A 14,173-nucleotide genomic window follows, 5' to 3' on the forward strand; every position below is an offset into this window, starting at 1 on the left:
CGGCGCGCAGGAACCGCAGTGTGAGAGGGGTCCATGAGGATTCCGAGCACCGGCCGCGCCCGCCTGGCGGCTGCGCAGTCGTTTTGTTAGCGATCTAAGCACAGCAAGACCTCTTCACCGCACCAGGCAGAACGCCGTTGGCAGTCGCAGCAGTGAACACACGCTGCCATCACACATGTCGCAGGACGCATGCTCCTGTATTGCTTGCCCCATGCCGACCGATCTGGCACACCCTTCCCGCACGCACCAGCGTCACCCCACCTCTGAAATCAATTCGGAGCCGACTCGGTTTGACATACGCCGTTACGGCTGCGTCGATGGCACAGCATCATCCACACTGGCTGCACAAAGACTGCAAAATCCGGCACACGATGACAAATAACAACGATCGTCGAATTCAGTTGAGTTACTAACCCAAAAAAATCTAGAGACCAGTCGCAGTATCGAGATTCCCAAGCTGATTAACTATTTTTTTGTTGACAGTTGGGTGACAGCGGGATTATCAATCACCCACCGCACGCACGTTCTTACAGCACACACCTACAATCTGAATGTGGACGCGACGGTTGAAGCGGCATGGACCGCCTCCCGAATAATCCTGAAGTGCAACCAGCCCCGCCGATGCCGGCAACGCTGAGGCACGTGAAGCCAGGTCCGATCGAGTCGAGACCAATGAAAATATCTCAAATAGCCCTTCGCGCTGCACAAACGAAGCTGCACGTGCGACCTCGAAACATTTAGCGCACCTCATTCGCAACCTAGCGATTGCGCAGCATGCGAACGAGCTGGATATCCCAGGACGACTGCCCTGGATGCTATCCAGTCGACAGGAGTGCTCGGCCACGGTAGCTCAATGGCCATTCAATGCACCCGGCATGCAGGTACGCTCGACCATCCGCGCCCAATAGAGCCACACAGCTCGCGGGTGCCGTTCGCCCACTCTCAACGATAACGCTTTATAAAATTTCACTGGATCTCAACATTAACTTTTTCCGGCCATCGCCGCTTATGTGAATAGAAGTTTAATTCGTCCAATAAAAATTAAATATACGTGCAAAATAACCGATCGACTGCTAATCGGTAGAACGCCATTTCACCCCCTATATCAATTTACCAATAGGTGCAGAGCGCCCGTCCGCCCGATTCACACATATAAAAACAAGCAACTCGCAATGGAGTTACCTTCTTGAACGCCTCCTCACAAATCAATCACGAGCGTCATCGCGACGCATACTTGGCTTCGAAGCTGCGCAGCCTCCTCACCGGCCCGAACACCTCGTTCCTAATGGAAGCCCATAACGGCTTGTCTGCACGCATCGTCGCCGAGGCCGGTTTCGAGGGAATATGGGCCTCGGGCCTATCGATCTCCGCCTCTTTGGGAGTGCGCGACGCCAACGAAGCGTCCTGGACGCAGACATTGGAAGTGGTCGAGTTCATGACCGACAGCACCGATCTTCCGATCCTGCTCGATGGAGACACCGGCTACGGCAACTTCAACAGCGTACGTAGGCTTGTCCAGAAGCTCTGCCAACGCAATGTTGCCGGCGTCTGCCTCGAAGACAAGATGTTCCCCAAGACCAACTCCTTCATCGGCGATGATCAGGAACTGGCCGACCCCTCCGAGTTCGCGGGCAAGATCAAGGCCGCCAAAGACAGCCAGAGCAACGACGCGTTCTGCGTCGTTGCGCGGGTGGAGGCACTGATCGTCGGCCGCGGACTGACCGAAGCGTTAAGCAGAGCCGAGCGATACCACGCCGCTGGAGCCGATGCAATTCTGATCCACTCCAAAAAAAGCGACGGGGTGGAAATCCTGAAGTTTGCCGAGCATTGGCAAGACCGCTGCCCGCTGGTGATCGTACCGACCACGTACTACGCAGTACCGACTCAGGCCTTCATCGACGCAAGAATCGCCAGCATCATCTGGGCAAACCACAACCTGCGCGCGTCCGTCGCCAGCATGCGCAAGATCTGTGCAGCCATCCACCGCGAGCGGTCCCTCAGTGGCATCGAAAAAGAGCTGCCTCGGGTAAAAGAGATATTCGATCTGGTCGATCAGGACGAACTGACACAGGCCGAAAGCATCTATCTGCCCAAGAAGCAGCAGGGATCTGCTCTAGCGAGCAACAGCCACGACGCAGAGGCCGCACGATGATCAACGGCAAAGCATTTGTCGCAGCCGCATCGCGGGTGGGCTTCGACTTCTACACCAGCGTGCCTTGCTCCTATCTGACCCCGCTACTCAATGGGGTCCTGAGCGACCCAAAGGTGCATCACGTCACCGCCGCCAGCGAGGGCGAGGCCATCGGCATTGCCGCAGGTGCATACCTCGCGGGACGGCTACCTGTGGTGATGTTGCAGAATTCTGGTTTGGGCAACGCGGTCAATCCACTGACCTCGCTCAACCACGTCTTCAAGATACCCTGCCTGCTGATCTGCAGCTGGCGCGGCTCACCTGGCGTCGCTGACGAACCGCAGCACGCCGTCATGGGCGAGATCACCCACAGCCTGCTCGATGTGTTGCGTATTCCACATGCACCGTTCCCGTCCGAACCCGATCAGATCGAGCACACGCTGCGGGCCGCGCACGCCTGCATCCAGCAAACACGCTTGCCATACGCACTGATTGTCGAACCCAACGTACTCGCAGAGGAGCACCTGCTGGCCCAGGCCGTGATCCGCATGCCAGCAGCGACGCAGTCCCAGTTTGGACGGCCCCAATCCCCCCTGCCAAGCAGGGAGGACGCGCTGCGCATCACAGCGTCGATGGCGCCCCATCACGCCGCCATTATCGCGACCACCGGCAAGACCGGGCGAGAGCTCTTCTGTATCGGCGACGATGCACGCAATCTCTACCTGGTCGGGTCGATGGGATGCGCCAGTGCGGTAGGCCTGGGCGCAGCGCTCAACGCCGATCGTCCCGTCCTGATACTCGATGGCGATGGCGCTGCGCTAATGAAGCTTGGCAACCTCTCCACCATCGGCCGCTATCAACCGACCAGCTTCGTCCATGTGCTGCTGGACAACGGCGTGCATGACAGCACAGGAGGCCAACCGACCAACTCGGGAAACATTGATTTCCCCAGTATCGCTGCAGCCTGCGGCTATCGGGCGACCTACGCCTGCCACGGGGAGGCCGCCCTGAGGCAGGCACTGGACATCTCCTTACGCAGTGCCGGACCGCACTTCATCCACGTCCGCATACGGCCCGGCTCCATGCATCCGCTCCCTCGTCCCACTGTTTCGCCAAGCGAAGTGGGCATGCGATTTGCGGCGCACCTGCAGCAGCGAGAGGTCTACAGTTCCGACGCGATCGGTCGTCGTGCCGCTGCACGTGCCAATACCGCCGAGAGGTCTGCCGCGCTATGAACTACCCCATGCCATTCAGAGAATGGGCACGCTGCGCGAAAGTACGCGGCCCACTACCGGTCCACGCACCCGACGCCAATGACTGGGAAAACGGCTTGCTATTCACACCCGAGCTGGTGTTGTGTCATCGCCATCCTCTGGTGCAGGCACAGGGTCCAGAGGCCTTGCACTGGCTGCTGGCGCAGGCGCTGTACAACAACCTCGAATTCACCCAGGTGCTGGAGCATCAGGTCGTCAACACCGCGGTCTACCGGATCGCACGCGACGACAGCGGGTTCGAACTTCCGCCGGACATGGTCAGCGACGCCTGGAACATTCTGGTCGACGAGTCCTACCACGGCAAACTCACCGCCGACCTAGCACGCCTGGTACAAGCGCATACCGCAATTCCTCCAACAACAGCCAAGGTTCCTGCGTTCTATCGACGCTTGCAACGCGAATTCGCGCGCGCCCATCCCTCCGCAGGCGAGCTGCTGCCACTGTTCTTCTGCTCGATTTCCGAAACACTGATCACCAGGAACCTGGTCGAGATTCCCCGCGATCCACGTGTGATCGACGCAGTCCGTCAAGTCATGAAGGACCATGCGGAGGACGAAAGCAGACACCACCGCTTCTTCACGAGCTTCATTGCTGAGGCCTGGCCGCAGTTGAGCGATCGACTGCAACGCTACATCGGCCCGCTGTTGCCATCGTTCATCGCCATCTTCACCGATACCGATCTGGTGGCCGTGCGAGGGCAGTTGCACGATATCGGCCTGAACGAAGCGCAAGCCGATGAGGTGATCAACGACTGTTACTCCCCGCAGCAACTTGCACAGGTGCGGCGAGGGGCCGCCAGATCATGCGTGGCCACGCTACGGAAGGTCGGCATCCTCGAAAGCGCGCAGGTTCAGGACGAGTGCGAGCGCCTGGGCTTGTTCGACCCCGTTCCTGAGAAGGCATTGTCATGAGGGCGATCATTCTTGCCGCAGGAACCGGCAGCCGGCTCAGAGCCCATACCGAACGGCCCAAATGCCTGCTTACGCTAGGCGACAAGCATCTGATCCAACATCAGATCGATGCACTCCTAGCGCTTGGCATCGACGACATCCACGTGATCCTGGGCTACCGCAGTGATGACGTCAGCCGGGTCCTGCCGCCAGGCATCCAGAGGTACGTATATCCAGGCTTTGCAGATACCAATAACCTGTGGACCCTGGCGGCCTTCGCCCCCTTGCTTTCCGGCCCGTGCATGATTCTGTTCGCCGATGTCTGGGCGGACAGCGATGCGCTGAGCGACCTGGTCCGCACCGAGGCGGATATCGCCGTGCTGGCCGATGGGCGCGCCTGCCTTGCAGGCACGATGCGATTGCTGGCACAAGGCGAACGGCTCCTCGATATAGGCAGCCACATCACAATGGAGCTGGGCGACGGAAATTTCATCGGCATTGCCCGTTTCAGTGCGCGCGCCGCGTCCGCTCTGGGCGACCGCATCGTTGACTGCGTCCGTCGGGGCGAGGGCCGGCAGGCTTACTACACCGCCGTCATCCCGGACTTAACTGCTGCCTTTCCTGCACTGATCGTGTGGATGCGCGGGCGACGCTGGATCGAGATCGATTGCGAGGAAGACCTGCGCAGGGCCCAAAGGCTCCCCATCGCATCCCCCACGCCTGCGCTTGCAGTGACCGCTTAGAGGAAACTCCAATGTGTGGATTCGTAGGCATCCTTCACCGTGACGGTGCACGTTTCGAGCAGCAGCAGATGCTGCAGGCGATGAACCAGACCATCGTGCACCGCGGCCCGGACGACGCTGGCATCCATCTCTCAGGTCCAATCGGCCTGGGCTTCCGGCGGCTCAGCGTCATCGACGTACCGGGCGGCCATCAGCCCATGATCGATGGGCACACCGGCGTGGCCCTGGTGTTCAATGGCGAGATCTACAACTACAAGCAGTTGCGTCAACAACTCGAAGCGCTAGGCGCACAGTTCCGCACGCGTTCGGATACCGAGGTATTACTGCGCAGCTTCATCCATTGGGGCGCGCAGTGCGTGGAGCGACTGTCGGGCATGTTTGCTTTCGCAGCCTGGGATCCGCGCGCTGGCACACTGACGCTTGCGCGCGACCGCCTGGGCGTCAAGCCACTGTACTGGACGCAGGTCGGAAACGATTTCCTGTTTGCCTCGGAGGTCAAAGCATTCTTCGCGCATCACGGATTCGAACGCAAGGCTGATCTGGACGGCATTTCCAGCTACCTGAGCTTCCGTCAGCCGGTGTGGGACAACACCTATTTCGAAGGCGTGCACAAGCTGCTTCCTGGCGAGATGCTGGTAGCGACGCCGGCACAGCTACAGCGGCAGCGTTATTGGGCGCTACCGACGCCGATGCCCGAACAAGGCAGAAGTGAAGCGGACTGGCTGGAAGCGCTCTCCGAAAAACTCGACGCGGCGGTCCGGCGCTGCCTGGTGTCGGATGTTCCACTCGGCGCCTACCTGAGTGGTGGATTGGATTCCAACATCATGGTGGCGCTCATGGCCCGCCATATGACCTCCCCGCCGCAGACCTTCTCGGTCGGCTACGGCACGCACGGTTACGACGAAGGCGCCTATGCGGCCGAGGCCGCTGCCGCCGTCGGCGCCGAACATACCCATCTGGTGATCGATCGTCAGGAATACATCGACGGCATGGCGCCACTGATTATGCAATGCGATGCCCCGCTCATGATTCCGCAGATGGTGGCCGGATTGAAGCTCTCGAAGGAAATGCGTCGCCACGTCAAGGTCGCCCTGAGCGGCGATGGCGCGGACGAGCTCTTCGGCGGCTACGGCCGGGTCATGCGCTCGCCATTCGACTGGAAGAAGATTGCAGCGACACGGCGCGTGCTGGGCCCGGCGGCGCGATGGTTGAGCAAACTTGGCCACGACCCCTACGGACCGGTCAGCAACCTCGGCTGCGCGCGGCACATCGAGCACTTCTTCAACGTCTATCACTGGCTGCCACTCGACGAAAAGATGGCGCTGTTCTCGCCCGACGTGCGCAGCCGTCTGAACGGCGACCACAAAACCCTTGCCCCGTTCGAAGAAGCCTTCGCGCAGACACGCGATTGCGATCCACATGACAGGGTGCTGCACGTCTTCCAGAAAATCCACCTGGGATGCGTATTGGACAAGGTGGACACCATCGGCATGCTGGCATCGCTGGAAGGACGCGTGCCTTTTGTCGACCATGAACTGGTGGAAACCTTCATCCATATGCCGCATCGCCTGAAGATGAAGTGGCGCTCCCCGTTGGCGCTGATCCGCGCACTTGGCACGTCGGCCTTCAATGCATCGGAGGTTCTGGACCAGAGCAAGTACTTGCTGCGCACCTGCGCGCAACGGCTATTGCCGTCGCATCTTGCGCAGCGCAAGAAAATGGGGTTCCCCACGCCGCTGGACGACTGGCTCAAGGCCGGCATGCTCGACGACGCGAAAGCGATCCTGCTTGATCGCCGCTCGCGCGAGCGTGGGTTGTTCGATGCCAGACGGCTGGAGCACTTCCTGTCGCATCCGCAATCGCTGGACTACGACTTCTACGGCAAGAAGGTATGGATGCTGATGAACGTCGAGCTCTGGTTCCGCGGCGTGGTCGACGGCATCCCGGCTGCGAGCACTCCCTCGCCGCGACATGCGGTGCCGATCCATACTGATACGGAGGCGCACAGCGCTCATGCACAGGTGCATTGACCGAGACGAGGCCGGCGTCGTGGGCAAGATGCAGCCGCGGCATGAGCAATGGCGCGTCGCCGGGGCACGGGTGGATGGCGCTGACGACCGGCTGGAGGTCCGCTTCCCTTACAACGGAGCGCTGGTCGGAACGGTGCCGCTCGCGCAGGCCGACGACGTGCGCGCCGCACTCGCCCAGGCGTACGCCTACCGTCCAACGCTCACCCGCCATCAGCGGCATACCATCTTGTCGACCGCGCGCGATCTGCTGATCGCGCGTACCGCAGCGTTCGTGCGGTCGATCGTTTCCGAGAGCGGGCTCTGCGTGCGCGATGCCAGCTACGAAGTCGATCGCGCCGCGGAGGTGCTACGCGTCGCGGCGCATCAAGCATTGATCGACGATGGAGACATCTACGCATGCGACATCACGCAGCGCGGACAGCAACGGCGCGTCTACACACAGCGCGACCCGCTGCTGGGCATCATCGTGGCGATCACACCGTTCAATCATCCACTCAATCAGGTGGCACACAAGGTCGCGCCATCCATCGCGACCAACAACAGGATGATCCTCAAGCCCAGCGAGAAAACGCCGCTGACTGCCTTGCTGTTTGCCGATCTGCTGACCGATGCGGGGCTTCCCGGACCGATGCTGACGGTCATCACCGGCAAGCCAGAGGTCATCGGGAACGTGCTCCTGACCAGCGAGCAGGTGGATCTGGTGACCTTTACCGGCAGCGTCGCCGCGGGCAAGCAGATCGCTGCGCGCTGTGTCTACAAACGACAGGTGCTGGAGCTCGGCGGCAACGATCCGATGATCGTGATGGAAGACGCCGATCTCGACGAGGCGGTTTCGCTGGCGGTCGCCGGCGCCTATCGCAACAGTGGGCAACGCTGTACCGCGATCAAGCGACTGCTGGTACATCGACAGGTCGCAGACGCCTTCGCGGAACGCCTGGTGCAGGCCACGCAGCGACTGAAGGTGGGCGATCCGTTCGACCCACGCATGGACCTTGGCACCTTGATCGACGAGGCCGCCGCCGCGCAGGTCGAACGCCGCGTCGCGGCCGCCGCCGCGAGTGGCGCCGAGGTCCTGTGCGGCCATCGGCGCGACGGCGCGCAGTATCTCCCGACCGTCGTTGACCACGTCATGCCGACCATGGAGCTGGTGCAACAGGAGACCTTCGGGCCGGTGGCGCCGATCATCCGCATCGATTCTATCGACGATGCAATCCGGATCGCCAACGACAGCGACTTTGGATTGTCGTCGGCACTGTGCAGCAACCGCTGGGACTACATACAGCGTTGCGTGGCCGAGCTGCAGACAGGGTCGGTGAACATACGCGAAGTGCCAGGCTATCGACTCGAGTCCACGCCGTTCGGTGGCATCAAGAACTCCGGACTGGGCTATAAGGAAGGCGTTCTGGAAGCCATGTCGGCCTACACCAACGTCAAAACCTATTCGCTGCCCTGGGGCGCAAGGACGGTCGCGTGATGGACGCCATGGGCTGGATCTACCCGCTCTTGATCTTGACCGGCATCCTGTCTGGATTCCTCTCCGGCCTGCTAGGCGTGGGAGGCGGCTTTCTGATGGTACCGGTCTTCATCGTGCTGTTGCCGCTGCGGTTCCCGATAGACATCGCCATCCTGCCCCAGGTGGCAGTCGCCACTGCATTGGCCGCCACCATTCCGGCCACGGCCAGTGCCGTGATCGCGCAGCATCGACGCGGCGCGCTGCCGATCAATTGGGTCTTGCGGCTGGCCCCGGCCGCCGGTGCCGGTGCCGCCATCGGTGCGATCATTGCAGGCCGTGTCCACGGCGCCTGGGTTGCGGCGATCTTCAGTGCCTACGCCGCCTATTTCGGCCTGCGCATGATCCGCGGCGCAGGCGTACAAGCCCCCCCGCTTGCCGACCCGCCGGTACCCACGCTCGCGACGCGCGTGCCAGCGCGCTTGATCGGTGGACTGATCGGATTGTTCAGCGCCACAGCCGGTGTCGGCGGCGCCAGCCTGACCGTCCCTTACGTATTGGTCCAGCACGACCGCCTGGAAATGCGTAACGCCGTCGCAGTGGGAAGCGCGGTCGGGCTGGCCATCTCCCTGATCGGCGCCCTCACCTTCGTGCTTGGCCCGGCCCCTGCGTTGGGCGACAGCCGGGGACTGGTCGGCTTGGTGTGCTGGACGGCCGCCCTTGCGGTAGCGGTGCCAGCCACACTGATGGCGCCCACAGGCGTTTCCGCTGCCCATCGCTGGCCTACACGCAAACTCAAGCGTGCGTTCGGCTTGATCATGTTGTCCGCCTCATTGGTGACGCTCTGGAAGGTGTTCTACTGATGCCCGCGACACGCCCCCTGCGCTTGCAGCTGGCACGATTCGCCCATGCCGACCACACGATCGAACAACAGCGGACAGCGTTCACCCGCTCGGCGGTGGTGCATATCGCCAGTCTGCCGGCGGCCCAACGGTGGACCGCATGGGTCATCGGATTGGTGGGCCGGGACTGGCCGTCTGTCGCGCAACTGCAGACATTGTCGCAATCGCTTGCCGGGGAGCTGCGCTACGACGCGCTGTCCGATGGCATCGTCTATTGTCACCCGTTCAGTGCAGGCCAGCGTCGGCAGTCCGATGACGCGATGATGCAGCAGTTCCTAAAGGCGCATGCGCAGGCTCGCGCCGCACTGATGGCCGGCGACCCGCAGATCGGCGATGCCCAGACGCGCCTGAAATCTCTCGGAAATGCGGTCGGCCATCTCGCACCCGCCGCGCTCACCGTGCGCAACGGCGAGGCCGATGCCGTGGCAGCAGGCGTATTGAATGTCGCAAATGCGGCGATCTTCGATGCACGCCTGGCACGCCCACTGCACAGCTCAGAAGCCGACGCGCTCGCCGCCCTGCTCGCCTGGGTGGAGGCGACGCTGGGAACTGCGCCTTGGGCCTTGAGCATTCGCAATGCCATCCGCATGCAGATGGAACTCGTGGCATCGCGGGACGGGTTACCGCGGCCCTGGCAATTTGCGCATCACGATGCGGCCATCCCCTATCTGTTCATGGATGGCGAGTGCCACGCATCACCATGGGGCAGATACCACTTCGAAAACGAGTTGGGCTACCTGGTCGGCTGCCTGCGCGCCTTGCATGCGCTGGTGGGCGCGCGCGATCGGGCCATGGATGCGCAGCTGCTCTGCCAACTGCACGACCTCGCAGTGGCCGGCGTCTACAAACGCAGCTCGCCCCCGCTGCGTGACAGGTTCCGGTTGGGTTACCGCGCCCAGCCAGTCGAATTTGCATTGAGCCTGGGACGCAACTGTTCAGCGCAGGGACTGGCGGAATTTCGGCGCTCCGCAGCTGCTACTGACGGCTGGATCGAAGTCGAACCGCCAACACAGGGGAAAGCCGGGCGACTGCTCGCACACGCGCGCAGTCCTGCGCAATGCTTCGACAAAGCGCAGGACATCCTTTCGCATTACGCCGCTCAGGCGCCGCCGCCTGCGAATTGCTCGATGCATGCCGAACTGGACGACGCCGCGCTGCGTACCATCGCGCAATGCTGTCAGCAGCTTAACCAGCACCATCTGTTCACCGAAGCCAACATTCGCACCATTGGCTTTCTGTGCTTGAACAAACTCCTGCTCGACCAGGGCGCAGCACCAACGATCCTGGAGTATCCCAAGGTACTGGATATGTGCGCGACCGCCGACATCATCGCAGCCATCCGCCGGGGCCAGCAGTGCTTCCAGGCACTACAAGCCGCCTGAGGCCATCAAGCAATGCATTGCGCCCTGTCATCGCCCTATTCACGACCAGAGCGCGCTATGCACGTTGAGATGAGAGGTGTTGGCCGTCGGCGCTGCGGAGCGGGGCCTAGGTCGCTGACGTCAACCCCGCGGGAAGCGCGCTGTGGCGCAGCGAGACCGCGTCACAGGACGCTTCGCGCTCACCTCAACGTACACGCTCCAGGAGCACATCATGACGCAATGGCAATCGGTATTGATCGAACAACAACGCTACTACGACGACCGTGCAGCAGAATACGACGACTGGTGGTTCCGTCGCGGTCTCTTCGACGAGGGAGATGCGTCCAATGCCAGGTGGCACGAAGAAGCCGCACACGTACAAGACACACTGAATGCCGCTGCACTGGAGGGCGATATCCTGGAGCTGGCGGCCGGCACTGGGATCTGGAGCGTCCGATTGCTCCCACAGGCACGCACACTGACCCTGGTCGACGGATCGGCACAGATGCTGAAGTTCAATCCAGCCACCCGCGATCCGCGGGTGCGTACCGTGCAGGCAGATCTCTTCCAATGGCAGGCCACGCAGACCTACGACGCGGTGGTGTTCGCGTTCTGGATCTCGCACGTTCCACGCGAGTTGTTGCCGCAGTTCCTGCACCAGGTGGCAGGGGCGCTGCATGTAGGGGGGAAGTTCTTTTTCGTCGACAATCTTCCCAAGCCCGAAGCACGTTCGCCGCACGTCGTGGGCGTGGAAGGCCAGCTGATGCAGCGCCGCCTGCGTAATGGCAAGGTCAGCACGATCGTCAAGAACTACTACACGACCAGCGAACTGCACGCCGCCTGCAGCGCTGCAGGACTGGAGGTGGCCATCGGCCAGACACCGACGTTCTTTCAATACGGGGTCGGAGTACGTCGCTGATGTCATGCGTGGCATGCCCACTGGGTGGGCGCCGCGCATCGATCCGGGGCTGAGGGCCCGTGCAGGACCCCGGCCATACGCTAGAGATTCCAACGCAATCCGATCAGATACTGCCGCGGCACACCCGGCGCGAGGAAACGCGCCGGGCCGGTTTCCACTGCTGCCTCCTGCGGGCGTGCGAGCTCGCCATCCGGGAACAGATCCTCGGCCACGGCCGCATAGGTGGCATACCGGCGGTTGAAGATGTTGTCGACGCGGGCGAACAGCGACAGCCGGTCGCTGAATGTCCAGCGTGCATGCAGGTCGACCAGGGCATAACCCACAGTGCCGATATCGATCCGCGCAGGCGCCGGTTCGCCGTCGTCGGCATTGGTGACCTGGCCATCTTCGTTGCCGCTGGCGACGCGCCCGGACACCGCACGCACGCCCATGCCCACGCTGGCGACCTGCCCGCGCCAATCCACGCCCAGCTTGAGGGTCTGCCGCGGCAATGCGGCAATCCGCAGGCCCGGACGCAACGCGATCGCCCGCTCGCCAGACAATAACTCGCCGTCGCTGCGGTAGGTCGCGTCGAGATAGCTGTAGCCAAGCGACCACTCCCAGGCACCGAACTGCTGGCGCAGCGCCAGATCCGCGCCCTGGTAGCGCGTGCGCGGGACATTGTCGAAATAGCCCAGTTGGGTCTGCGGTGCGCGCAGGAACAGGATGTCGTTACGGTTATCGGCGCGATACACGGACAGCTCGGCACTGCGCGTGGTCGACGGTCGCCAGCGCGCGCCGAGCTCATAGGTGCGCGAGACGATCTGCTCCAGCCGCGGGTCGGCCTGCAGCCCGGTTGGCAGGCGGCAGGGCTCGGTCGGATCGGCGCAGCCCAGTTCGATGGCGGTCGGTGCACGGCTGTTCTCCGCCAGCGAGCCGTACACGGTCAGCGCGGGCGACAGCTGATGCGTCAGCCCTAACGAGGGATTGGCTCGGGCATAGACGAAGCGCTCGCGCGGCCGATCGCCATCGTCGGCGGTGGACAGGGTGTTCGCGACCACCACGCGGTTCCAGCGCACCGCGGCCGTGACATGCGTGGCCTCGGTGAGGGCCCAGGTATCGGCAAGGAACGCGCCCAAGGTCTGACTGCCGCCCCGCACGCCGGATAGGAACGCACGCTCCGCCTCCGGATCGGCCAGCACCGAACGGTCCGGCTGCACCCAGCCATCGCGAACGAACTGGCGGTAGCGCACATGCCCCCGATCGAAGGTGACGCCCGCGGTCAGTGCGTGTGCGCCCCACTGCTTGCTGAGATTGACCGCCAGCCCCTGCGCTTGCTGACGCATCGAGGTGGTGTTGAGAACACCGTTATGCAAGGCATCGGCCTGGCTGCGCGACACTGCGCAATCGGCGTCCAGCGCAGTGCCATCGTCGGCAAAGCCCGCGGCGCAGTCCTCGACGTATTCTTCGTAGTCATCGCCAATATCGCCATTGACGGTATCGCGCCGCCCGGTACGCGCATAGGCCATGGCATGCAACGCCGTGTCGGCATCGAAGCGGTGATCCAGCTGTGCGGTCAGCAACGTGGTGCGGTTGCGGGTGAGATCCGGCGAGGTGTACACCGCGCGACGATCGGCACGGTACAGGCCCGGCTCCGGACCATCGTCGGTGTAACGCGCATCGGGCAGCAGGCCATTGCCGATCAGGCGGCTGCGACCGTGCAGCAACGACAGGCTCCAGTCGGTCTGCTCGCCTTGCCGGCCCAGTTTGCCGAACACCGTTCCCAGCCGGCCGGGCGAGGCATCGCGCCAGCCGTGCTCGTCGAATCCGGTGAGCGCGATCAAGCCGTCCCAGCCATCGGCGCCGGCCAGGCCGTAGCTGGCGTCCAGGCGCTTGCGCGCGCCCGAGCCGATGCTCAGCTCGCCGCGCGCGCCCGGGGCGCTGCGTCCGGACAGCGTGGAAAGCACCACCGCTCCGCCCAACGTGTTGGGCCCGAACAGCGGATTGGAGCCGGGCATCAGGGTCACCGAGGCGATCGCGGCTTCCGGCAGCATGTCCCAACTGACGATGTCGGCGAATGGTTCGTTGATGCGCACGCCATCCAGGTACACCGACACCCCTTGCGACGCGCCGGGCAGCGCAGAGGCGCGAAAGCCGTGGAAGGTGATGTCGTTCTGAAACACGCTGCCCTGCACGTCGTTACCATCGATACCGACGAAGCGCCGCTGCAGCAGATCGCCAAGCGTATCGCTGCGGCCGCGCGTCAGCTCGCCGCTGCCGGCCGACTGCACCATGTAGGGCAACTGCGCAGCGTCGATGGTGGTACCGGGAATCGGAGTGGCGGTGACCTGCACCCGATCCAGCCACGTGACTTGCGCCGGCTCCTCCGCACGGGCCACCACTGCGGCGGTCAACACCGCCAAGCCATAAGCGCCGGCCAGGGCATGGCGCTGGATCGACTGCTTACCGCACTTCCCTGCTGTCATGTCGGCCC

At 62.9% G+C, this 14,173-nt stretch carries 10 protein-coding genes; 9 read left to right on the plus strand and 1 reads right to left on the minus strand.

All coding sequences use genetic code 11. The features are described from left to right. Positions 1-1,234: 1,234 nt before the first annotated feature. The 9 genes from aepX to CKY51_RS11715 all read left to right on the plus strand — a co-directional run bounded on the left by aepX (position 1,235) and on the right by CKY51_RS11715 (position 11,700). Positions 1,235-2,152 carry a phosphoenolpyruvate mutase gene (gene aepX, locus CKY51_RS11670; RefSeq protein WP_425509514.1) on the plus strand — a complete coding sequence of 306 codons (918 nt, stop codon included), beginning with the start codon at positions 1,235-1,237 and terminating at the stop codon, positions 2,150-2,152. Further along, the gene (gene aepY / locus CKY51_RS11675; protein ID WP_022972523.1) at positions 2,149-3,366 is read left to right on the plus strand and encodes a phosphonopyruvate decarboxylase; all 1,218 of its coding nucleotides are present in this window, start codon (positions 2,149-2,151) and stop codon (positions 3,364-3,366) included. The genes aepX and aepY overlap by 4 nt, the downstream gene beginning before the upstream one ends. Beyond that, positions 3,363-4,316 carry a diiron oxygenase gene (locus tag CKY51_RS11680; RefSeq protein WP_152249265.1) on the plus strand — a complete coding sequence of 318 codons (954 nt, stop codon included), beginning with the start codon at positions 3,363-3,365 and terminating at the stop codon, positions 4,314-4,316. Before aepY ends, CKY51_RS11680 begins: the two co-directional genes overlap by 4 nt. Next, on the plus strand, positions 4,313-5,038 hold the full coding sequence (locus CKY51_RS11685) for a phosphocholine cytidylyltransferase family protein (RefSeq protein ID WP_152249266.1): 726 nt from the start codon (positions 4,313-4,315) through the stop codon (positions 5,036-5,038). Before CKY51_RS11680 ends, CKY51_RS11685 begins: the two co-directional genes overlap by 4 nt. An 11-nt stretch (positions 5,039-5,049) precedes the next feature. Continuing rightward, positions 5,050-7,068 (plus strand): asparagine synthase (glutamine-hydrolyzing), encoded by a 2,019-nt coding sequence (gene asnB / locus CKY51_RS11690; protein WP_152249267.1) that lies wholly within the window; start codon positions 5,050-5,052, stop codon positions 7,066-7,068. A 28-nt stretch (positions 7,069-7,096) separates the two neighbouring features. Further along, complete coding sequence (phnY, locus tag CKY51_RS11695; RefSeq protein WP_031339850.1) at positions 7,097-8,542, plus strand: phosphonoacetaldehyde dehydrogenase; 1,446 nt, start codon at positions 7,097-7,099, stop codon at positions 8,540-8,542. Beyond that, positions 8,542-9,381, plus strand: coding sequence for a sulfite exporter TauE/SafE family protein (locus tag CKY51_RS11700; protein ID WP_022972528.1), 840 nt, complete (start codon positions 8,542-8,544; stop codon positions 9,379-9,381). The genes phnY and CKY51_RS11700 overlap by 1 nt, the downstream gene beginning before the upstream one ends. Positions 9,382-9,479: 98 nt before the next feature. Continuing rightward, on the plus strand, positions 9,480-10,802 hold the full coding sequence (locus CKY51_RS22695; RefSeq protein WP_244952537.1) for a hypothetical protein: 1,323 nt from the start codon (positions 9,480-9,482) through the stop codon (positions 10,800-10,802). Between the two features lie 211 nt (positions 10,803-11,013). Continuing rightward, positions 11,014-11,700 (plus strand): class I SAM-dependent methyltransferase, encoded by a 687-nt coding sequence (locus CKY51_RS11715; protein ID WP_152249268.1) that lies wholly within the window; start codon positions 11,014-11,016, stop codon positions 11,698-11,700. An 80-nt stretch (positions 11,701-11,780) separates the two neighbouring features. Here CKY51_RS11715 and CKY51_RS11720 read toward each other — a convergent pair whose 3' ends face one another. Next, entirely contained in the window at positions 11,781-14,165 is a 2,385-nt protein-coding gene (locus tag CKY51_RS11720) for a TonB-dependent receptor (RefSeq protein ID WP_022972531.1), read from the minus strand. Between the last annotated feature and the right edge of the window lie 8 nt (positions 14,166-14,173).

Source organism: Xanthomonas maliensis (assembly GCF_009192945.1).
Lineage (GTDB): Bacteria > Pseudomonadota > Gammaproteobacteria > Xanthomonadales > Xanthomonadaceae > Xanthomonas > Xanthomonas maliensis.